Source organism: Streptomyces sp. NPDC001714 (assembly GCF_042892755.1).
In the GTDB taxonomy this organism is placed as follows: domain Bacteria; phylum Actinomycetota; class Actinomycetes; order Streptomycetales; family Streptomycetaceae; genus Streptomyces.
Genome location: NZ_JBIAUL010000003.1, coordinates 196,407 through 217,061 on the forward strand (window position 1 = coordinate 196,407; position 20,655 = coordinate 217,061).

Annotated in this window: 21 protein-coding genes and 1 pseudogene; 8 read left to right on the forward strand and 14 right to left on the reverse strand. The window is 73.5% G+C overall.

Going from position 1 to position 20,655, the window contains the following annotated elements; all coding sequences use genetic code 11:
- Positions 1 to 60: 60 nt before the first annotated feature.
- The gene (locus ACFY0P_RS09670; protein WP_388909159.1) at positions 61 to 663 is read right to left on the reverse strand and encodes a LuxR C-terminal-related transcriptional regulator; all 603 of its coding nucleotides are present in this window, start codon (positions 661 to 663) and stop codon (positions 61 to 63) included.
- Positions 664 to 1,152: 489 nt separating this feature from the next.
- Between ACFY0P_RS09670 and ACFY0P_RS09675 the strand changes: the two genes are divergently transcribed.
- Complete coding sequence (locus ACFY0P_RS09675; RefSeq protein WP_388909160.1) at positions 1,153 to 3,885, forward strand: LuxR C-terminal-related transcriptional regulator; 2,733 nt, start codon at positions 1,153 to 1,155, stop codon at positions 3,883 to 3,885.
- A gap of 30 nt (positions 3,886 to 3,915) precedes the next feature.
- On the opposite strand, the gene ACFY0P_RS09680 is transcribed toward ACFY0P_RS09675, so the two are convergent.
- Positions 3,916 to 5,151 (reverse strand): amidohydrolase, encoded by a 1,236-nt coding sequence (locus ACFY0P_RS09680; protein WP_388909161.1) that lies wholly within the window; start codon positions 5,149 to 5,151, stop codon positions 3,916 to 3,918.
- 293 nt (positions 5,152 to 5,444) lie between these two features.
- Between ACFY0P_RS09680 and ACFY0P_RS09685 the strand changes: the two genes are divergently transcribed.
- Positions 5,445 to 5,675: an antitoxin gene (locus ACFY0P_RS09685; RefSeq protein ID WP_388909162.1), complete on the forward strand. Its 231-nt coding sequence runs from the start codon at positions 5,445 to 5,447 to the stop codon at positions 5,673 to 5,675.
- An 18-nt stretch (positions 5,676 to 5,693) separates the two neighbouring features.
- On the opposite strand, the gene ACFY0P_RS09690 is transcribed toward ACFY0P_RS09685, so the two are convergent.
- Entirely contained in the window at positions 5,694 to 6,629 is a 936-nt protein-coding gene (locus tag ACFY0P_RS09690) for an MIP/aquaporin family protein (RefSeq protein ID WP_388909163.1), read from the reverse strand.
- Between the two features lie 135 nt (positions 6,630 to 6,764).
- Complete coding sequence (locus ACFY0P_RS09695; protein WP_388909164.1) at positions 6,765 to 7,430, reverse strand: SDR family NAD(P)-dependent oxidoreductase; 666 nt, start codon at positions 7,428 to 7,430, stop codon at positions 6,765 to 6,767.
- 104 nt (positions 7,431 to 7,534) lie between these two features.
- Here ACFY0P_RS09695 and ACFY0P_RS09700 point away from each other — a divergent pair, with 104 nt between their 5' ends.
- On the forward strand, positions 7,535 to 7,888 hold the full coding sequence (locus ACFY0P_RS09700) for a VOC family protein (RefSeq protein WP_388909165.1): 354 nt from the start codon (positions 7,535 to 7,537) through the stop codon (positions 7,886 to 7,888).
- Positions 7,889 to 7,978: 90 nt separating this feature from the next.
- Here the strand turns inward: ACFY0P_RS09700 and ACFY0P_RS09705 are convergent, their stop codons facing one another.
- Positions 7,979 to 8,647: a hypothetical protein gene (locus ACFY0P_RS09705; RefSeq protein WP_388909166.1), complete on the reverse strand. Its 669-nt coding sequence runs from the start codon at positions 8,645 to 8,647 to the stop codon at positions 7,979 to 7,981.
- Positions 8,648 to 8,793: 146 nt separating this feature from the next.
- Here ACFY0P_RS09705 and ACFY0P_RS09710 point away from each other — a divergent pair, with 146 nt between their 5' ends.
- Positions 8,794 to 9,750 (forward strand): formylglycine-generating enzyme family protein, encoded by a 957-nt coding sequence (locus ACFY0P_RS09710; RefSeq protein ID WP_388909167.1) that lies wholly within the window; start codon positions 8,794 to 8,796, stop codon positions 9,748 to 9,750.
- Positions 9,751 to 9,780: 30 nt separating this feature from the next.
- Here ACFY0P_RS09710 and ACFY0P_RS09715 read toward each other — a convergent pair whose 3' ends face one another.
- Together ACFY0P_RS09715 and ACFY0P_RS09720 are read right to left on the reverse strand one after the other, a co-directional pair.
- The gene (locus ACFY0P_RS09715; protein ID WP_388909168.1) at positions 9,781 to 10,509 is read right to left on the reverse strand and encodes a DUF4232 domain-containing protein; all 729 of its coding nucleotides are present in this window, start codon (positions 10,507 to 10,509) and stop codon (positions 9,781 to 9,783) included.
- A 138-nt stretch (positions 10,510 to 10,647) separates the two neighbouring features.
- Positions 10,648 to 11,376, reverse strand: coding sequence for a DUF6445 family protein (locus ACFY0P_RS09720; protein ID WP_388909169.1), 729 nt, complete (start codon positions 11,374 to 11,376; stop codon positions 10,648 to 10,650).
- Between the two features lie 215 nt (positions 11,377 to 11,591).
- Here ACFY0P_RS09720 and ACFY0P_RS09725 point away from each other — a divergent pair, with 215 nt between their 5' ends.
- A complete protein-coding gene (locus ACFY0P_RS09725) occupies positions 11,592 to 12,416 on the forward strand; it encodes a DUF4142 domain-containing protein (RefSeq protein WP_388909171.1) in 825 nt (274 codons plus the stop codon).
- A 6-nt stretch (positions 12,417 to 12,422) separates the two neighbouring features.
- On the opposite strand, the gene ACFY0P_RS09730 is transcribed toward ACFY0P_RS09725, so the two are convergent.
- Positions 12,423 to 14,069 (reverse strand): glycoside hydrolase family 13 protein, encoded by a 1,647-nt coding sequence (locus ACFY0P_RS09730; RefSeq protein ID WP_388909173.1) that lies wholly within the window; start codon positions 14,067 to 14,069, stop codon positions 12,423 to 12,425.
- 251 nt (positions 14,070 to 14,320) lie between these two features.
- Here ACFY0P_RS09730 and ACFY0P_RS09735 point away from each other — a divergent pair, with 251 nt between their 5' ends.
- Positions 14,321 to 15,256 carry an LAETG motif-containing sortase-dependent surface protein gene (locus ACFY0P_RS09735; RefSeq protein ID WP_388909175.1) on the forward strand — a complete coding sequence of 312 codons (936 nt, stop codon included), beginning with the start codon at positions 14,321 to 14,323 and terminating at the stop codon, positions 15,254 to 15,256.
- A gap of 193 nt (positions 15,257 to 15,449) precedes the next feature.
- Here the strand turns inward: ACFY0P_RS09735 and ACFY0P_RS09740 are convergent, their stop codons facing one another.
- From ACFY0P_RS09740 to ACFY0P_RS09750, 3 genes are all read right to left on the reverse strand, one after another.
- Positions 15,450 to 16,448: a nucleoside hydrolase gene (locus tag ACFY0P_RS09740; protein ID WP_388909177.1), complete on the reverse strand. Its 999-nt coding sequence runs from the start codon at positions 16,446 to 16,448 to the stop codon at positions 15,450 to 15,452.
- Positions 16,449 to 16,535: 87 nt separating this feature from the next.
- Positions 16,536 to 16,664 carry a hypothetical protein gene (locus tag ACFY0P_RS09745; protein ID WP_388909179.1) on the reverse strand — a complete coding sequence of 43 codons (129 nt, stop codon included), beginning with the start codon at positions 16,662 to 16,664 and terminating at the stop codon, positions 16,536 to 16,538.
- Between the two features lie 16 nt (positions 16,665 to 16,680).
- Positions 16,681 to 17,571 carry an SDR family oxidoreductase gene (locus ACFY0P_RS09750; protein ID WP_388909181.1) on the reverse strand — a complete coding sequence of 297 codons (891 nt, stop codon included), beginning with the start codon at positions 17,569 to 17,571 and terminating at the stop codon, positions 16,681 to 16,683.
- A 98-nt stretch (positions 17,572 to 17,669) separates the two neighbouring features.
- Here ACFY0P_RS09750 and ACFY0P_RS09755 point away from each other — a divergent pair, with 98 nt between their 5' ends.
- Positions 17,670 to 18,242, forward strand: a complete 573-nt coding sequence (locus ACFY0P_RS09755) for a TetR/AcrR family transcriptional regulator (RefSeq protein WP_388909183.1) — start codon at positions 17,670 to 17,672, stop codon at positions 18,240 to 18,242.
- A 9-nt stretch (positions 18,243 to 18,251) separates the two neighbouring features.
- Here ACFY0P_RS09755 and ACFY0P_RS09760 read toward each other — a convergent pair.
- A pseudogene (locus tag ACFY0P_RS09760) lies at positions 18,252 to 18,449 on the reverse strand (His/Gly/Thr/Pro-type tRNA ligase C-terminal domain-containing protein); the annotation flags it as partial.
- A 40-nt stretch (positions 18,450 to 18,489) separates the two neighbouring features.
- A complete protein-coding gene (locus tag ACFY0P_RS09765; protein ID WP_388909185.1) occupies positions 18,490 to 18,642 on the reverse strand; it encodes a hypothetical protein in 153 nt (50 codons plus the stop codon).
- 192 nt (positions 18,643 to 18,834) lie between these two features.
- Here ACFY0P_RS09765 and ACFY0P_RS09770 point away from each other — a divergent pair, with 192 nt between their 5' ends.
- Positions 18,835 to 19,617, forward strand: coding sequence for a hypothetical protein (locus tag ACFY0P_RS09770; protein WP_388909186.1), 783 nt, complete (start codon positions 18,835 to 18,837; stop codon positions 19,615 to 19,617).
- Positions 19,618 to 20,121: 504 nt separating this feature from the next.
- Here ACFY0P_RS09770 and ACFY0P_RS09775 read toward each other — a convergent pair.
- Positions 20,122 to 20,637 carry a hypothetical protein gene (locus ACFY0P_RS09775; protein WP_388909188.1) on the reverse strand — a complete coding sequence of 172 codons (516 nt, stop codon included), beginning with the start codon at positions 20,635 to 20,637 and terminating at the stop codon, positions 20,122 to 20,124.
- Between the last annotated feature and the right edge of the window lie 18 nt (positions 20,638 to 20,655).

The window sequence follows — 20,655 nt, forward strand, 5'->3', positions numbered from 1 at the left end:
CCCGCAGGCGCGGCGGGGCAGACCGGCCTGCCCCGGAACCGGTGTCCGCTGCCCGATCGGTCAGATGTAGCCTTCCCGGAGGGCATGGGCGACGGCATGGGCCCGGTTGCGCAGATGCAGTCGGGTCGTCAGCCCGTGCATCACGTTCTTGACGGTGCGCTCGGAGTAGGACAGCTTGCTGGCGATCTCACCGGTGTCGAGTCCCTCGGCGACCAGCCGCAGAACGTCCACCTCCCGGGCGGACAGCCCGGAGGCCGGGGCGCCCGGCCGGCCGGCGGCACTGCGGTGCAGGGTGCCGACCTGGTTGATGAGCCGGCCGAGCAGGTCGGCGGGCAGGTCGCCGTCGCCCCGGGCCGCCGCGAGGACGGCCTGCACGAGCCGGAGTTCGGTGGCCTCGTGGCGCCATACGATGGCCCCGACCCCGCACTCGATCACATCGAGCAACTCGGTCTCGCGCAGCGCCCCGACCACGAGTACGGCCCGCGCGCCCTCGCTGCGCACCACCCGGCGCAGCCGGGTCAGTTCGGGTTCGTCGAGGCTGTCGCTGATGAGGAGCGCCACCGTGCCGGGCCCGGTCTCGGACTCCTCACGTATCTCGACCTCCGGGTGGCGCCGCAACTGGCTGAGCGCGCCCTCGCGGGAGATCGGGTCCGGCGCGTGCACCGATACGGGCGTACGGCCGACCGACGCGAATGAGCTGTTGCTGACCAACCGCTTCCCCTATGTCCACGTGCCCGTCGTCTCCGAGGGAACAGTGACGGGCGGTAGTACCCCAGCCTGCTGTGGCCAAAGGGGCAAGGACAATCGTGGAGGACCACGAGAAGGACCACGAGATGTCCGGGGGCCGGGTGGGGGTGGTTGCGGTTGTGGTCCGCCGCGGGCCGGTGGGGGTTGCTCGCGCAGTTCCCCGCGCCCCTTTTCAGGTGGGACCAGTGGACCCACCTTCCTGGGGGGCGCGGGGAACTGCGCGACCAGCCACAACGCACCGGCAGCGCACCCACAATCCCAAGCACCCCACCAAAATCCACAGCCCGGTACCAAATGTGCAGCCCCTGCAACAAACCCCCCGCCCGCCCCCGGCACCCCACAACCTCTCCCACTCCCACCACCTCTAACCCCCCGAACCCACCAGCGCACCGCGAGGAGCCAGGCATGACCCGCCCGTCCCCTGAACTCGCCGCCGCCATGAACCTGTTGGCCGAGGAAGCCGAGCGCACGCGGGCCGGCAGCGGCCGCCTCGTGCTTCTCCGGGGCGCCACCGGAACCGGACGCACCACCGTCCTGGAGACCGCCGCCGAGCAGGCCGGCGCCCTCGGCCTGAAGGTCCTGCGCGCCCGCTGCTCACCCGGCGACACCCCCATCTCCTTCGCGACCGTCCTGCAACTCCTCGGCCCGGTCCCGGAGTTCGCCGACCTCGCGGTGGACGGGGACGAGCGGTCCACCGCCGCCGGCCTCTGGCGGGTGCTGCGCACCTACGCCGACGACTCCCCCCTCCTCGTCGCCGTGGACGACGTCCACCTCGCCGACGCCGCCTCGCACCGCTGGCTCGTGGAGTCCGCCCGGCACATAGACCGCTTACCCATCCTGCTCGTGGTCAGCGAACGCAGCCAGTACGACCTCGACCCGCCCGCCCCCGGCTTCACCCACGCCCTGCCGCCGGCGCTGGTCCGCACCCACACCCTCGCGCCCCTCGCCCCGGCGGCCGCCGCCGCCCGGGTGCGCGCCGAGTTCCCCGACGTCTCCCGGTCCTGGATCGACGCCTGCGTCCGGGCGGCGGCCGGCAGCCCCCTGCTGCTGAGCGCCCTCCTCGACGACCTCGACGACAGCCGGCACCCGGACGTGCCCGAGACCACGGCCGCCCTCTACCCGGGCGCGTACCCGGCCGCCGTCCAGTGGTGGCTGGACAGTGCGGGACCGGCCACCACCGAGGTCGCCCGTGCCCTCGCCGTCCTGGACGAGGACCCCGACACCGGCCTGCCGGAGAACGAGGTCACCCCGCTCCTCGCCGAACTGGCCGACGCCGACCCCACCCGGGTGGCAGGCTGGCTCACCGCCATGACCAACCTCGGCCTGCTCACCCTGGGCGCCGACGGCCGCCCGCACTTCCCGCACCCCCTGCTGCGCGACGCGGTCCTCGCCGGGGTCCCCGCCGCCCACCGCCGCACCGCCCACCGGGCGATCGCCGAGGCGATGCTGCGCCAGGACGCCCCCGCCGAGGCCGTGGCCCGCCAACTGCTCGCGACCGGAGCGGTGGACGCCCCCTGGGCGCCGGCCCTGCTCCGGGACGCGGCCGCCGTCGCCCTCCACGAGGACCGGGCCGAGGACGCCGTCACCTATCTGCGCCGCGCCCTGGAGGAACCCCTCCCCGACGACCACCGGCAGCGGCTGCTGACCGAGCTGGGCTCACTGGAGTACGCGGCGCCCCGCTCGTCCGCCGCGATCCCCCGCCTCGCCGAGGCGGTCCGGATGCCCGCGGCCCCGCAGGACCGGGTGCGCGCGGCCGTCGCCCTCGGCACCGCGCTGACCGGCCGGGGCCGCACCCGCAAGGCCGTCGAACTGCTGCGGTCCGTGAACGGCGAACTGGACGGCCACCCCGACCTGGTCCGCACCCTGCACACCGCCTCCGTCCTCCTGTCCGACCAGGACCAGGAGGTACGGCAGGAGGTCTACCGGCGGCTGTCCGAGACCGCCGACCGCTCCCCGGAGCTGGTCGGCACGGCCGGCCAGGCCCTGCTGGTGCGGCACGCGGCCTCCGCGGGCCTCGCCTCGGCCCGGGACGCCATGCGGCAGCTGCGCGGGCTGCTGGCAGAGCCCTCCGATCCGCTCACCGAGCCGTTCCTGGTCGGCACGGCGGCCACGGTCGCCCAGTGGGCCGACGAACTCGACGAGGCCGAACGGCTGGTGGACCGCGGCCTGGCCGGGCAGCGCCCCGACCTGCTGCACCCCATGCACCGGGCGCTGCTCAACAGCCGTACGGACATCGCGGCGGCCCGCGCCGACTACACCCGCCCGGCCGCCGTCCCCGACGCGGTCACGCCGTCCAACGCCCACGCGCACACGCTGGTCTCGCTGGTGGAGACCGGCCGTACTGCCCAGGCCGCAGGCCTGGTCGCCGGGATCGACCTCAGGGAGGCACCGGACTCCTGGGAGCTGAACCGGTTCCTGTACGCGCGGGGCGTGGTGCGGGCCGCGGCCGGTGACCCGGCCGCCGCGCTGCACGACTTCCTGGAGTGCGGGCGCCGCCAGACGGCCCGTGACGTGATCAGCCCGGTGGTCACCCCCTGGCGTACCGCGGCCGCCGAGTGCCGGCTGGCCCTGGACCGCCCGCTGGAGGCCATCGCCCTGGCCGAGGAGGAATTACGGCTGGCCCGGGTCTGGGGCACCGCGCGCACGGTCGGCCGGGCGCTGCGCGTCCTCGGTGCGGCGACCGGCGGCCGCCGTGGCCTGGAGCTCACCGAGGAGGCGGTACGGCTGCTGCGGGACGGCGGCCCGGCCGGTACCGAACCGGCGCTCGCCCTGATCGCGCTGGGCCGCCAGCTGACCGCCGCCGGTGAGGGGGCCCGCGCCCGCGACTGCCTGCGGGAGGCCGCCGAGCACGCCGAACGGCAGGGCGCGGTACGGCTGTCGGAGCTGACCGAGGAGATCCTGCGGAAGGGCGGCGCCCGCCCGCCGAGACGCCGTACCGGCGCCGCCTCCCTCACCGGCAGTGAGCGGCGGATCGCCGAACTCGCCGCCGAGGGCCGCACGAACGGGGAGATCGCGGCCCTCCTCCATCTGGCCCGCCGCACCGTGGAGACCCATCTCACGCACACCTACCGCAAGCTGGGCATCCGCCGCCGCGCGGACCTGCGCCCGGCCCTGGACCAGACCGCCCCCCGGCCGTAGCGGACGGGACCGGCCGGCGTCGGCAGGGCGTCAGGGGGCGAGCCAGTGGGCCGCCGCGGCGAGGAGTGCCCGGACGCCCGTCTCGATCGTCGGGTCGGGGACGGGGGCGAAGTGCGGGGAGTGGTTGGAGGGGATCTGCGGGGGGATGCCGTCACGGACCAGGGCCTCCAGGTCGACGCCCTCGAAGAGCTTGTGGTCGGCGCCGCCGACGAACCAGAAGACCGAGGGCACCCCCAGGGCCGTACCGAACGCCCCGAAGTCCTCGCTGTTGGGGACGGGCGAGGTCAGCTCGAAGGTGAGGCCCGGGAATTCACCGGCCAGCGCGGTCTGGACCGACGCGGTCGCGGCGGGGTCGTTGTGGGTGACCGGGAAGGAGTCGATGGGGACGATCTCCGGCTCCCTGGAGACGGCGGAGGCGGCGGCCTCGGCGCGGATGATCCGCTCGACCGCGGCGAGCACCCGCTCCCGGACGGCCGCCGTCGCGGTCCGTATGTTGATCTTCAGCTCGACGCTGTCCGGGATGATGTTCTCCTTGGTCCCGCCGTGGATCGAGCCGACCGTGACGACGGCCTGCTGGCCCGCGGCCACCTCCCGGGAGACGACCGTCTGAAGCCGCATCACCACCGCGGCGGCCAGCACCACCGGGTCCACGGTGGCCTCCGGCGTGGACCCGTGCCCGCCCCGCCCGAACAGCGTGACCCGCATGCTGTCCGCGCCCGCCATCAGCGCCCCCGCCCGGGTCCCGACCAGCCCGGCCGGCGCCGCCGCCACGTGCTGGGCCAGGCACACGTCCGGCCGCGGGAACCGCTCGGCGAACCCGTCCGCGAGCATCTTCGGCGCCCCGCCCACCTCCTCGGCCGGCTGGAACACCGCGACCACCGTCCCCCGCCAGCCCTCCCGGGCGCCGGCCAGCTGCCCGGTGGCCCCCAGCAGACAGGCGACATGCAGGTCGTGCCCGCACGCGTGCATCACCCCGTCGGTCTTCGAGGCGTACGGCAGCCCGGTCTCCTCCTGCACCGGCAGCGCGTCCATGTCGGCCCGCACCAGCACGACCGGCCCGTCCCCGTTGGCCAGCACCCCGACCACCCCGGTGCCGCCGACCCCCTCGGTGACCTCCCAGCCCTGCTCCCGCAGCCGCCCCGCGACGACGGCCGCGGTCCGCTCCTCCGCGAAGGACAGCTCCGGGTGCGCGTGCAGGTCCTCGTACAGCGCCCGCAGCTCGGGGAGCCGGTCGCTGAGGCCGGTCAGGAGGGGGCTGGTGCTCATGGCGTCGTCTCCCGGGGTGTGTGCGTCGCATGCCTGCCGAGTCAAGGATCAGGATCAACCTCGTGACCGGACTTCGCGCGCAAACGCAGGAAAACGACGTGACCGACCTGGGCCTGCGCGTTCCTTTCCGGCTGCCGGACCAGTGCCGCTGAGTGCGCCGCCGGAATTGCTTCGGCCGGGGGGTGCCCCCGGCGCCCCTTCGGGACACTGCGGCCGGACGCTCCTTCCACGCCCCGCCGAACGCCCCGGGCGCCGCCTTGTGGCCGCCCGCTCCCGCCGGGGACGATTCCCGCATGTTCGAGGGAATCGGCGGAATCGACGGACTCAAGAACCTGGCGGACAAGGCGAAGGACGTCGCCGAGGAACACGGTGACGCGATCGGGACCGGTCTGGAGAAGGCCGGCGACCTGGTCGACGAACGGACCGACGGCACGTACACCGAGCAGATCGACACCGGGGTCTCCAAGGCGCGGCAACTGGTGCGGCGCCTGGGCGAACAGGCGGACGACAAGCCGAAGCCGTAGCCGCTGCCGCCCCGGCCGCTACCCGTCGGTGGTCGGGCGGGTCCGGCCCGGCTCCGGCAGCTCGCCCAGCTTGAGCCGGGCGTGCAGGACGTCGCCGATGAACAGGTCGTAGACCAGTACACCGATCACGCCGCCGACCAGCGGACCGACGATCGGGATCCACCAGTACCCGCTGAACGTCGCCCCGTTCCCCGGGAACGCGTAACTCTTCCACCCGGCCAGCCAGGTGAGCACCCGCGGGCCGAAGTCACGGGCCGGGTTGATGGCGTATCCGGCGTTCGCGCCGTAGGACATGCCGATGGCGGCGACGGCCAGGCCGATGACGAACGGGCCGAGATTGGAGCCGACGGCCGTGTTGCGCAGGTCGACGACCGCGACGACGAACATGACGAGGAAGGCCGTACCGACGATCTGGTCGATCAGCGGCCCCCAGATCCCGCCGTGGAAGTACGGCGCCGGGAAGGTGGCGAAGATGGAGAAGGTGGCCTCGGTGTGCCCGCCCACCTTCGGCGGCTTCGACGCGGCGTCGAACGCGTTGATCGCGTCGTGGTACACGAGGAAGACCAGCGCGGCCCCGGCGAAGGCGCCCAGTACCTGCGACACCCAGTAGGGCACCACCTTCGCCCACGGGAACTTGCGGCGCACGGCGAACGCGAGCGTCACCGCCGGGTTCAGATGGGCCCCGCTGACCCCGCCGGCCACGTAGATGGCGAAGGTCACGGCCAGGCCCCAGCCCCAGGCGATCAGGAGCCAGTCACCGGCGGCGAGGAAGATCGTCGTGGGGGTCTCCGCCCGCCCCGACCCGGGCAGCGCGGCCACTGCCATCGCCACGACACCGGCTCCGAACGAAAGGATGACGAAGGTCCCGAGAAACTCTGCCAGGCACTCACCGAGCAGGCCTCCACGGCTTCTGAGCCGGGAGGGCTTGAGGAGAGGAGGTATTTCCACAGCCATCGCTGGCCCCCTTTAGCCATCGCTGACTCCCTGAGAGGAGCAATCGGGCCGAACACCATATTGACCCACAAATGATGTTCGCGCAGATCGGCCCATCCCGCCCGACGGGACCTCTCCTCCTCGGATTTATCCGTCCTATCCGTCGAGGTCGTCGGCGTAGTGGCGGAACCCGTGCCGGTCGCGGTGCATCCCCCACAGCACGTCGGCGAGCACGGCGGGGTCCTTACGGGCGTGCCCGGCCACGATGGCCCCCGGAATGATCAGTTGCGCCACATGGATCCCCTCCTCCGCGAGCCGGTCGTGCAGCAGATGCCCGTACGCGCTCTCGGCGGCGAAGGCGATGGAGGTCCCGGCCCGGTCGGGGTGCGGGATCACGGCCGTACCGCCGTTGACGAGCAGGATCGTCCCCCGCCCCAGCTCCCGCATCCCCGGCAGCACCTGCTGCACGGCGGCGACCGGCCCGTACACCGAGAACTCGACGGGCCCCAGCAGGTCCGCGGGGGTGGTCTCGAGCACGGGCAGCATGAAGTCCCGCTGCGGCACGGGGCTGTACTGCAGGACCTCGACGGTCCCGAGCTCCTCCGCGGCCCGCTCCAGCGCCGCCGCGAGGGCGAGCGGATCCCTGACGTCGGCGGAGAACCCACGGGCCCGGACGCCGTCCCGGGCCAGCTCCCCGGCCAGGGCCTCCAGCCGCTCCCCGTCCCGCGCCAGCAGCGCCACCGCGAACCCCTCGCGCCCGAACCGCCGGGCGACCGCGGCCCCCAGTCCCGGCCCGGCCCCCACGATGGCCACACTGCTCACGACGCCTCCCGACGACCGACACGGCACGCTTGCACCTACGTCCGTACCGCGCGCCCCCCGACTTCACACGTGCGAGCCGCCTCCGTCCTTGGCAGGATGGCGGCATGGAACGTGTGCTTGGAATCGGCGGGTACTTCCTGCGGTCCGCCGATCCGGCGGCCCAGAGGGCGTGGTACCGCGACTGCCTGGGCCTGGACCTCGACGACCACGGCCTGTGGCAGCAGGCGGCCGGGCCGACGGTGTTCGCGGCCTTCGAGTCCGGGACCGACTACTTCGGTTCCCGCGCCCAGCAGACCATGCTCAACTTCCGGGTCGGCGACCTGGACGCGATGCTCGCGCAACTGCGCGCCAAGGGCGCGGACGTGGCCGAGGAGACACAGGACATGGACGGCGTGGGCCGCTTCGGCTGGGTCACCGACCCCGAGGGCAACCGCATCGAACTGTGGGAGCCCGCCTGACGGCACACTCTGGGCATGCACCTCGCGGTGGGGTCGTCGGCGCCGGTCTCAGCCGTGGTGCAGAAGGCGGGCGGGTGACCGCGTCGGATGTCAGTCCTCCGGCGGGCCGCCCTCGATCAGGCGTTCCGCGATGTCGTCCGCCCAGCTCTGGGCCCAGTGACGGAGGGCGGTGATCTCCTCGGCGTCGGGGCCGTACCGCGCGAACTCCCGGTCGTCGATCCAGTCCGTGCCGGTCAGCCGGGACTGGAGGTCGGTGAGGTCGAAGGTGTCGCGGGCGTGCCGGCGGCCGAGATCCTCGAGGTCGGGGAGGCTCCAGCGGTCCGCGGCGGCGTGCACGATCAGGAGGTCCCGGGGCAGGCCACGGTCGGTCAGAGCCCAGACCCGCATGCCGACCACGTCCTCGAGGGCGAGGGTCAGGCCGAGTTCCGTCCGGACCGGTGGGTGCCAGAGGACCTCCTTGAGGAGGTCGACCTCGCCCTCCTCCTCCGCGACCGCGTCGCTGACGACGAGCTGTGCGGAGAGCGGGTCCGTCTCGCGGGCGTCGACACGCCAGCCGCGTTCGCGGAGGCCGGCCGCGACCGTTTCGGCGATCGTCCGCATGGGCTCCGGGCTCTGCGTGGCCGCGTCCACGGTCCGGCCGGGTCGGTCGAACAGGCCGTGCGCCTGGGCCGCGTAGTCACCGGTCAGCGCCAGTGGGTACGCGGCACCGACCGACAGCAGGTCGGGCAGCAGGCGGCGGTGCAGGTGGGTGACGTTCACGCGGCGGCCGCCGAGGGGGGTGCCATGGGGCGATTATCGCTGGTCGACGGCGTGCGGTGCCACGACTCCGGGCCCGGCGCCGAACAGTTCGGCCGATGCGGTGGTCCGGTCGCCGGCGTCACAGGTGGCTGCGGCACACTCCGGTCATGGAGCCCACCCAGCCGCCGCCGTCCGCCTGCTGCGCGCCCACCGCGCCCGCGCACCCGTCGGTACGGCCGCTGCCCGCGCCCCGCGGCACCGCCCCCGGGCGCGAGCCCGCCGGCATGGTGGCGCTGCCCGGTGGTGAGTTCCTGATGGGCGCCGAGGACGCCGACGGCTTCCCGGCGGACGGGGAGGGGCCGGTGCGGACCGTGCGCGTGGCGCCGTTCCTCGTCGACGCGTGTGCCGTGAGCAACGACGAGTACGCCGCGTTCGTCTCCGACACCGGCCACGTCACCGACGCCGAACGGCTGGGCTGGTCGTACGTCTTCGCCGGGTTCCTGCCCGCCGCGCTGCGCCGCGGTGCGCCCCGGCCGCCGGAGACGCCCTGGTGGTGTGCGGTCGCGGGGGCCACCTGGCGCGAACCGGCCGGGCCGGGCAGCGGGCTGGAGGAGCTCGGCCGGCATCCCGTCGTGCACGTCTCCTGGTACGACGCCGCCGCCTACGCCTCCTGGGCCGGCAAGCGGCTGCCCACCGAGGCGGAGTGGGAGTACGCCGCCCGGGGCGGTCTGGAGCAGGCCCGTTATCCGTGGGGGGACGAGCTGGACCCGGACGGGGAGTACCGGTGCAACATCTGGCGCGGGACCTTCCCGACCCGGAACACCGCCGCCGACGGGTATCGCGGGACCGCCCCCGTCGACGCCTTCGCGCCCAACGGGTACGGCCTCCACAACACCTCGGGCAACGTGTGGGAGTGGTGCGCCGACTGGTGGACGACCGAGCACGGTACGAACGGCGGCACGGACGGCGGCCCGGCCCACGACACCGCCCGCGTCATCCGCGGCGGCTCCCACCTCTGCCACGCCTCCTACTGCAACCGCTACCGGGTCGCCGCCCGCACCGCCAACACCCCCGACAGCTCCACCGGCCACACCGGCTTCCGCTGCGCCCGCGACGCGGGGTGAACCCAGCGGGGTGCGGCGACGGGCCCGTGGTCACTCGCCGACGGGACCGATGTACGTACCCGGGTGGGTGGCGCCGTCCTGGAGCACCACGGCACCGCCGTGCCAGGACAGGTCGAACGACGTGCGCTGGTTCGGCGCGGTGACGACGACCGTGGTCGGGGTGAACGTGGTGGAGGAGTCGCCCTGCGCCGGCACCAGGAAGGTGATCGCGAAGTTGGTGGAGGCGCCGTTCGCCAGGGTGACCCGCTTCGGGGTGGCGTTCGTCCGCTGGAGCGACCACTTCTGACCGCTGTTGACCAGGTCGACGCCCGGGAAGCCGTACATCGTGCAGGAGTGGCCGCTCTTGTTGGTGAACGCCACGACCGCGTGCTTCTGCTGGCCCGTGCCGCTGCCCGGGTCGGCCCACGAGTAGCCGAGCTGGGACGCCTGGCAGACGGGCACCGAGCCGGAGGCGGAGGAGCCGCCGGTGGAGCTGCCCCCGGTGGCGGACGAACCGCCGGACGTCGACGAGCCCGAGGTGCTCCCGCTCCCGCTGCTCCCGCTGCCGGAGCCGGTGGTCGAACCGCTGCTGGAACCCCCCGTCGAGCCGTCCGCCGTCGTGGAGTCGCCCGCGGCCGGGGCCGCCGAACCGCCGTCGGCGCTGACGGAGCCGGTCGCGGTGCCGTTGCACGCGGTCAGCAGGGCCAGCAGCGCGGCGGCGCCGGTCACGGCGACAGCGGTCTTGCGGACGTTCGTACGACGGTTGCGAAGCTTCGACATGGGATCCCCCAGCGGTGGTGTCCTCCCCGGCTCTCTGCCGGACACCCCTTTCGATGCGGCCCCCGGACGGGAAGTTCGGAGATCTCCGTCACGGGCCCGTCGTGGTCGTGTCACGGCCGCCGTTACGAGCGCGCCCGCTCACGCCATCCAGAAGAACACCGCCGTCATCCGCTTCTCCTCGAGCGTCTTGCCGGCGTAACCGGTCGCGCTGTGCACGAGGTTGGCGTTGTAGAGGAGCAGCCGGTTGTACTTGTGCGGGACGCGGACGTCCTCCTCGAAGTGGTCGCCGGGGACGAACCGGGTGCCGAGCGCCTCGACGAGGTTGTTGTGCGGGGCCTGCACGATGTTGCCGCCGAGCCGGCCGCCGGGCAGCGACTGGCGGTAGAACGCGGTGCCGCAGTCCTTGGCCACCCCGGGGTTGAGGTACAGCACCGCCGCGTACCGGCACAGCGCCCGCGAGTCGGTGTGCGGGCGCGGCTCGCTCTCGCCCTCGCCGACCACCTGGACGCAGTTGTGGTTGAGGGTGCCGCCGCCGGGCGCCTGCTGCACCCACAGCTTCCCGGCGCCGGTCGCCTTCCGCACCAGCTCCTCCACGACGGCGAGTTCGGCGGGTTCCAGGCCGGGCATGGTGCGCAGTCCGGGCCAGGTCTCCGAGGTGTACGGGTATCCCTGGACCCAGTCGTCCTTGGCCAGGCACCGCTCCCGTACGGCGTCCACGTCCGGGAGGACGTCGTCGAACACCCAGTAGTCGCGGCCCTTGGTGGGCTTGCGGTAGGGCAGTACGGGCAGGGCAGGGCGCGCGGCGCGGCCCCGGCCGGCCGATCCGTCGGGCAGGCGGGGAACGCGGGGGGAGAACTGTGGGGGCATGCGGCGAAGCCTGCCCGCGATTTTGTCATGACCACTCTCACCTGGGAGAACCATCACCTTCTCGTGGCCAGGACATGGGCGAAGGCGCCCCCGGGAGGAGCGACCCTCACAAGTTCTTTGCCAAACCAAAAGGTTTCCGGTGGCTTCCCCATCCGTATTCATCGGCGTCCGACCCCCCGCCCCTGCGCGGGATCCCCGACCGGCAGGAGGCACCGGTGCGCTTTTCGCGGAACGCGACGGGAACGCTGTTCGTTGGCGGAGCCCTGAGCTTCACCCTCGCGGCCCTGGCCTATCCGAGCATGCTGGGCCTGAACACCGTGTCCAGCGACACCAACCGGATCATCGCCAACACCCAGTGGGGCCCGCTGACCGAGGGCGACCGGGACTTCGTGGTGAAGGTGCGGGCGGCCGGCCTGTGGGAGTACCCCGTGGGCCAGCTCGGCCTGAAGAAGGGCCAGTCCCAGGCGGTCATCACCGCGAGCAAGCACCTCATCGACGGACACGCCGCGCTGGACGCCAGCTGCCGCAAGATCGCGCCGATGCTCAACATCACCATCCCCAACCTGCCCTCTCCCCAGCAGCAGGGGTTCGTCAACACCCTGACCGCGGACACCGGGAAGAAGTTCGACCAGGACTTCGCCAACATCCTGCGCGTGACGCACGGTTCGATCTTCAACACGATCGCGAAGATCCGCTCGACCACCCGGAACACCCTGGTGCGGATCCTGGCCGACCAGGCCAACGCCACGGTCCTGGACCACATCACGGTGATGGAGCAGACCGGCCTGGTCGACTTCCCGTCGGTGCTCTTCCAGGAGACCACCCCGCCGAAGCTGCCGGCCACCGACCTGACCCCGCCGCCCCCGGCCGCGGGCCAGCCGCAGGTCGTCCTCACCCCGCCGGTCAACAGCACGACCAGCCCGCCCGCCCTCCCGGGCGAGAGCGGCTTCACCGGCAGCGGTGCCGGTGTCGGCACCGGCAACGGCGGCCAGACCACCGGAGTGAACGTGACCCCCGGCGCCACCCCCACCGCCGGCTGAGTCACCTCAGGCGCCCAGCCACACCGTGGTGTCGGGCGGCAGCGTGCCGTCATGCGGCAACGGCACGCTCGCCAGCAGCACTTCGCCCGGAGGCAGCGGCACCGGCACGTCCGACACGTTCGTGACGCACCGCCAGCCCTCCGTCCGGGCGAAGTGCAGCACACCCACGGGCGCCTCGGCCCAGGTCAGCGTCTCGCCGTCAAGGAGCTTGCGGCGCAGTCGCAGGGCGGTGCGGTAGAGCTCCAGGGTGGAGCCCGCCGTACCGGCCTGCGCCCCGACGGCGTACGGCCCGAACCACTCCGGCTGCGGCAGCCAGGCACCGCCGTCCCCGAAGCCGTACGACGGGCCGTCCGCCGTCCACGGCAGCGGCACCCGGCAACCGTCGCGGCCCTTGCGGGCGTGGCCCGTCTGCTCCCAGATCGGGTCCTGGAGGACGGTGCCGGGCAGGTCGGCGACCTCGGGCAGGCCGAGCTCCTCGCCCTGGTAGACGTACGACGAGCCGGGCAGCGCGAGCATGAGGAGGGTGGCGGCGCGGGCGCGCCTGAGGCCATGGGAGACATCGACGCGCGGCGCGCGGCCGCCGGACAGCAGCCAGGCGTTCTCGTCCGTGCCCGGCGGCAGCATCAGCCGGGAGGCGTGCCGTACGACGTCGTGGTTGGAGAGCACCCAGGTGGCGGAGGCGCCGGCCGCGCGGGCGGTGGCGAGCGAGCCGGTGATGACCTCGCGGAGCGCCTCGGCGTCCCACGGGGTCTGGAGGTACTCGAAGTTGAAGGCCTGGCCGAGTTCGTCCGGGCGGGCGTACAGCGCCCTGCGGGCGTCCGGCACCCAGGCCTCGGCCACGGCCGTGCGGGGCGGGCTGTAGGTGTCGAAGATCTTGCGCCAGTCGCGGTAGATCTCGTGCACCTCGTCGCGGTCCCAGTAGGGGTGGGTACCCGGCGCGACGCGCTCCAGCGCCTCCTCGCCGGTCGGGCCGAACTCGGCCACGTCCCGGAGCGGTTCGGCGAGGTCCTTCACCAGGGCGTGGGCCACGTCGACCCGGAAGCCGTCCACGCCCCGGTCGGACCAGAAGCGCAGGGTGGTGCGGAAGTCGGCGCGGACCTCCTCGTGCTCCCAGTTCAGGTCGGGCTGTTCGGGGGCGAAGAGGTGCAGGTACCAGTCGCCGTCCGGGACCCGGCGCCAGGCGCTGCCGCCGAACACCGACTGCCAGTCGGAGGGCGGGAGTTCGCCGTGCGCGCCGCGGCCGGGCCGGAAGACGTAGCGGTCCCGGGCCGCGGAGCCGGGGCCGGCCAGCAGGGCCTCCCGGAACCAGGGGTGCAGGTGCGAGGTGTGGTTCGGGACGATGTCGACGATCACCTTCAGACCCAGCCGGTGTGCCTCGGCGGCCATCGCGTCGAAGTCGTCCAGGGTGCCCAGGCGCGGGTCCACGTTCCGGTGGTCGGCGACGTCGTAGCCGCCGTCGGCGAGTTCGGACGGGTAGAACGGGCTGAGCCACAGGGCGTCCACACCGAGCGCGGCCAGATGGGGGAGCCGCTCGGTGATGCCCCTGAGGTCACCGACCCCGTCGCCGTCCGCGTCGGCGAAGCTGCGCGGATACACCTGGTAGATCACGGCCTGACGCCACCAGTCGGGATTCCTGGAGGAGAGGTCGACCACGCGCGTTCCTTTCCGACGGAGGAGCAACCACCCCGAAGCCTGTCCATATTGCCGAGAAAGGGAACCTTCACACCGCGCGGAGGGGATCATTCCCCCTGTGAGGGAGTTGTGGTGAACTCCCAACCGCCCTTGAATCACGGCAGGTTGACAGGGTTCAGCACGCCGAACCACCATGGGCGCACGCTGTGGCGCATGTGACCAATGGGCCCGGTGTTTCTTCGCATTCCGCGAGCATTCACGATGGGATATCCATGTCCATAGCCCGACATGTCACCGCGCGCCGCCTGCTGGGGACGGGCGTCGCGTCGTTCGCCCTGTGTGCCGTCTCCGTCGCCGGGGCGTCCGGCGCCTGGGCGCAGGGCACCCCCGGTGGTGACGGCTGGAAGTCCGGCGGCCACTACAGCCCCGGCACCGGCGCCGGCACGGAGACCGGCACCGACAAGTGCCAGTTCTCGATCGACGGCTCGACCTTCTTCGACTCGGTGAAGGTCGACGACCAGAACCTGAAGGTCACCGACGACGGCAAGGTCCACCTCAAGGTCCGCGCCGCCGCCGACGCCGCCTCCTGCACCGCCTCGCTCGCCTCCTACATCGCCCACGGCTCCTCCTTCGCCACCTCGGGCCGGCAGATCTTCGTCGACTTCGACTCGGTGACGGTCAAGCAGGGCCAGACCGACTCCCTCGACATCGCGGTCCCGGACGCCGGCTGCTTCGCGCAGATCGACCTCTACCGGGGCGCGACGAAGTTCGACGGCAACACGGACGCCAACGACGGCTTCGAGCACGGTGACCTGCCGGCCGGCCCGGACCACCCGGTCATCAAGGACAAGCTGATCGCGTCCTGGAACGGCGGCACGAAGGACTGCTCGACGACCCAGTCGTCCTCGCCGTCCCCCTCGTCCCCCGCCTCCGAGTCCACCCCGGCCACCCCGCCGCCCGCGGAGACCACCAAGCCGGCGCCCTCGGAGAGCTCAACGACCGCCACGGCCTCCGCGTCCCCGTCGCCGTCCGAGTCGACGACCGCACCGGCACCGGGCCCGAGCACGAACTCCGGCGGTGGCGGCGACCTGGCCCACACCGGCGCCAGCTCCAGCACCGGTTACATCGCCGGCGGCGCGGCGGTGCTGCTCGCCGGCGGCGGCGCGATCGTCGTCGCGACCCGGCGCCGCAAGGCGACCCGCGCCTGATCCCGTCCGGCACGCGCATACGCCCCGGCCGTCATGGACGGCCGGGGCGTACGTGTTCCGCGAGGCCGCTGCGGCTCGCCGCCACGACGCCCGGGATCCCCGGCTTCTGCTCGCTCACGACCGGTCGGCGTCCGGGATCGGGCCGGGACACAGGGACACAGGCGTCACCTGCCTCTGGGGGACAGGCGTGTCCTCAGTCGGTCCGGGCACCCCGCCCGCCGGCGACGGTCTCCAGGTACAGATTCACGTACCGCTCCACGTCGACGTCCAACGCCACGTCCACCAGGGCCTGTTCGCGGGCGCCGCCGTGGATCTCGGCCTCGCCGGGGCGGGGCCGGCGGTCGACGACGGTCTGGCCGCGGGTCGGCCCCGGGGCGAGAGAGACCTCGACCGGGAGAAGCCGGGTGGTCAGACCGGCCGGATCGGCCACGGCACAGACCGCGCCCGCGTCCCCGAGGCCGCCGGCCGGCTCGTCGCCGTCGGGGGCGTCGCCCTCCGGATCCGGGGCGGCCGGGCGGTGCGCGAGCAGCTCACCGGCGAGCCGGGCCCCCGGTTCCGCGCTCGCACGCAGCCGCCGTACCTCCGCGCCCGGCACCACGACCCGCTGGAAGACGTCCAGGCCGTACATGGTGATCGGCACCCCGGCGGTGAGCAGGACGGCGGCCGCCTCGGGGTCGTGCCAGACGTTGAACTCGGCCACCGGGGTGGCGTTCCCGGTGGCGACCGCGCCGCCCATGAACACGATCCGCTCGATGTTCCGGGTCACCTCCGGGTGGGTGCGCAGCAGCAGGGCGATGTTGGTGAGCGGCGCGGTGGGAATCAGGGTGACCGGGCGGGGCGAGCCGAGGATCTCGCGGCGCAGCAGGGTGACGGCGTCGACGTCGGCGGGGCGCCGGGTGGGCGCGGGCAGTCCGAGATCCCCCATCCCGTCCGTCCCGTGCACATGCCGCGCCGACCGCGCCGCCTCGATCAACGGCCGCTCGGCGCCCCGCGCGACGGGAACGTCCCCGGCCCCGGCCCGCTCCAGCACGGTCAGGGTGTTCCGGACCACCCCGTCCACGTCGGTGTTCCCGGCGACGCAGCTCACCGCCCGCAGCTCCAGCCCCGGGTGGCGCACGGCGAACAGGAGGGCGAGGGCGTCGTCGACACCGGTGTCACAGTCGATGATCACGGGGATGGGCTGACCGGTCACAGTGGGGCTCCTTTCACCGGCCCTGACTCTAGGCCCCCTGTTCCCGGACTCCTCGGCCGCCGGGTCGGGGCCGACACGGACCAGGGCTCAGAACACGCCCCTGTAGCCGGCGAAACCCGAGCTGATCCGGGTGCGGGTGGGGAAGGCGCCCCTGCCGTCGCCGTTGAGGCGGTAGAGCCGGCCGGCGGTGTCGCGGGCGAGGGGGTGGCCGCCCACGGGCGGCCACCCCGGACTACTCCCCCTCGAAGTAGTGCCCCTGCTCGAGGTCCGCCACCAGTCCCGGCTCCACCGGCTGCCACCCCAGCAACTCCCGGGTCCGCCCACTGCGCACCGGCACGTCCAGCGACACGAACGCCCCGAAGAACCCGAAGTGCGCGGCGCGCCGGTCCTCCGGAACGCTCTCCACCGGGACCCCCAGCCGCCGCCCGATCACCTCGGCGACGTCCCGCACCGCCACCCCCTCCTCGGCCGCCGCGTGCAACTCGGCGCCCGCCGGCGCCTTCTCCAGCGCCAGCCGGTAGAGCCGGGCGAGGTCCAGTGTGTGCACGGCGGACCACTGGTTGGAACCGTCCCCGACGTAGCCGGAGACACCGGTGGCCCGTGCGATCCGGATCAGCATCGGCAGGAACCCGCTCCGGTCCCGTGCACTGTGCACGACCGGCGGAATCCCGACGAGCACGGTACGCACCCCCTGCTCGGCGAGTTCGCCGAGCAGCCGCCCCGTGGCGATCCGCGGATTGGCGCTGTACGCCGCGCCCAGGTGCTCGTTGCCGTCGCCGTGGCCCATGCCGACCCCCAGGAGGGCCTTGCCGGTCCCGGCGAGCGCCTCGCCGAAGGCCTGCACCACGGTCCGGTCGGTGGCGGCAGCCCCGGCCATGTCCCCGGCGGCCATCGCCGTGTGGTCGAAGGCGAGGTGGACGACGGCGTCGGCCTCGGCCGCGGCCGCCCGCAAGCCGTCCGGATCCGCCAGGTCACCGCGGCGCACCTCGGCGCCCAGGGCTTTCACGGCCGCCGCGGAGGTCTCGGACCGGGCGAGGCCGACGACCTCGTGCCCGGCGTTCAGCAGTTCAGGAATGACGGCGGAGGCGATGTGACCACTGGCGCCGGTGACGAAGACACGCATGACAGCACTCTCCCGATGGACGAGAAGAAGGTGATGTGACTCGGTACCGTCACCATACCCCTGTGACGGTACCGAGTCACATCACTTAGGCTGTCTCCATGGCCCGATGGGAACCGAACGCGCGCATGCGCCTCGTACAAGCCGCGATCGACCTGTTCGGCGAGCAGGGGTACGACAGCACCACCGTCGCCCAGATCGCCGAGCGGGCCGGGCTGACCAAGACGACGTTCTTCCGGCACTTCCCGGACAAGCGCGAGGTGCTGTTCGCGGGCCAGGAGGAGCACGGCCGCCTGCTGGCCGGGGGAGCCGCGACGGCACCGGACTCGGCGACCCCGCTGGAGGTGGTGGCCGCCGCCCTGGACGCCCTGGCCGGCTCCTTCACCGCGGAGCAGCGCGCGTTCGGCCCGCGGCTGATGCAGGTCATCGGCAGCCACAGCGAGCTGCGGGAACGCGCCGCGTTCAAGAGCCTCAACCTCACCACGGCCCTGGCCACCGCCCTCCACGACCGCGGCGTACCCGACCCCACCGCCTCCCTCGCCGCCCACCTGGGCGCCCAGGCCTTCTCGGCCGCCTTCGCCCGCTGGATCACCCCGGCGAACGACCGCACCCTCCCCGACCTGGCCCGCGCCTCCCTGGCCGAACTCCGCGAGGCGACCGCAGCCCTCACGTAGCGGACCGGGTCACTCCCACAGCGCGGTCCCGCGCCCCGCAACCCGCTCCCGGATCCGCCCCACCAGCTCCGCCACCGGCAGCTCTCCCACCCGCCGCCCGTCCCGCAGCCGTACGGTCACGACCCCCGCCGCTGCCTCCCGCGCGCCGATCACCGCCAGGTACGGCACCAGCCGGGCGGCCCGCACCCGCGCCCCGAGACTCCCCTCCTCCTGCGCGACGGCCCGCGGGATGGGACACGACAGGTTTTCACCTTCCGGAGAGGGTGGCGTGACCCGCCGCCGCCCGGACGGCCGGGATCAGGTCTGCGGCGCGTTCGAGCTGGTCGCGCCGGGAGTGCAGGTCCAGGGCACCGAGCCGGACGACGAGGTGCCGGACGCCGGCGGCGACGTACTGTCCCAAGCGCTCGCGCACCCTGGTCGGCCGTGCCGGCCCGCGCACCACCGCCCCCGGGTGACCTGACACCGGACGGGGACTCACCCGGACGGACCGGAGCGGTGGTGGGCGGGGGCCGGTGGTGGTGGCGTGGGAGCACGCGGTCCGCTGCCCCTGCGTTCCGCTGCTCCTGAGTCCTGGTCCCGGGGAGGCTCCCGCATGAAAGTCATCGCCTCCGGTCTCGCCGTCGTCGGCCTCCTCGCCGTCTCCGCCTGCACCGCCGCCGAACCGCCGGAGGCGTCCGCCCCGGCCGTCAACACGACCACCGCCGAACGGGCCGCCCCGGCCAGCCCCGCCGCCTCACCCGGCGCCGCCGGCACCCCGGCGCTCACCATCGACCAGGCGCAGGCCGCGCTGATCGACGAGGGTGACCTGGGCGTGCCGTGGACGGCGAGCGACGGCACCGCCACCTGGCACGACGGGCTGCTCAAGGCGGCCACCGGCCAGGCCGACTGCCAGCGCCTCCTGGAGGCCCTGTACACCGACGAACTGCTCGGCGCCCCGGCCGGCCCGCGGGCCGCCACCGCCCTCGACGACGGCGACGACGCGGCCCAGCTCCGCTACCAGGTCGACGCGAGCCGCTCCGCCGACGTCGAGCGGACCCTGGCCTGGCTGCGGACCCTGCCCCGCACCTGCGGACAGTTCACCGCGCAGACGACCGCGGCCGGGACCGAGGCCGTCCAGATCGCCGAGACCGGGCTGCCGCACGACCTCGGCGACGCGCGCCAGGGGCTCCGGATCATCCTCACCGCACAGCCCACCGCCGCCGACGCCCCCACCACCCTCACCCTCGACGTGGCCGTCGTCCGCGTCGGCGACGACGCGATCGTCCTCACCACCGGCACCGTCGGCACCCTCCCCGACGACACCACCGAGCAGGTCCTCGACATCGGCGTTCAACGCCTCGCCCAGGTACGGGAAAAGGGACGGGCACAGGCCTAGGCGGTTTCGTCTGGATCACCTGGCTGACCGGAGGAAGATGCTCGCAACGTGGAGTCCGGCCAGGTAGATGACTGCTGTCTTCTCGCAGCCGGTGCCAGCGGTTTTCCCGGCAGCTGTCCACCGGGACATCACCCGGGCAGCCATCGCTTCCGGCTCTGACGGAAGAGGGGTGAGACCGACGTGGTCTTCCAGCTCATGCCGCAGGAACTCACCGATCTCCGCCTGGTCGGCGCCCCCCGCAGCCGCTGAAGGAGCGGGAGGAGCATGCAGTCGTACTCCTCCTGCACCGCGTCAGCGACGCCGATCGGATCCCACTCATTGAGCAGTGCCGCAGGCCGTTCTCGGTGACGTCGGTCCCAGGTCGCATCGCCCCAGGGTGCCACCCGTGGCTGGGTAGCACCGCCGAAAACCGCGCGGAATGGGGCAGTCGGCACTGCACCACCGCTGGCCCGCTCGCAGAACTCCGCGGGGCTGTTGTACGCACCCGCCTTAGGGCGGTCGGCGTCACGCGGGCCGGCTCAGCGCCCGCAGCGCCAGCCGGCCGCACAGCGCGGCGAGCGGCAGCTCGGCGCCGAGCGCCATGGCGACCGCGGTGGCGAAGTCGCCGCCCGGGGCCGCGGTCGTGGTGTCGAACCAGGCGTCCACCGCAAGCAGCGTCGCGGTCGCGGCGGCTGCCAGGGCGTGCCGCCGGTCGCCGCGGGCGGCGAGGAGGCCGGTGGCGATCAGGCCGAGCGCCTCCAGCGCGTCGAGCCCGACCCAGGCGACCGGCCAGTGCGCCGCGGTCGCGGTGGCCGGCAGGCCGGTGGCCAGCACGTACAGCCACGGCAGCAGGGCGAGCCCGCAGGCGACCAGCAGCCACCCGGCCCGCCGCATGCCCCGCGCCGGGCGTGGCTTCTCCGCCTCTTCGTGGAGCGGGATGACCTCGGCGCGGTCGACGCCCTCGGCACCGGCCAATTCGTCATTGCACGACACCAGTTGACGCATCGTCTTCCCCCGCTCCCCGTCGGCTCTCCCCTTCACGTGCTCCACCCTCCGCCG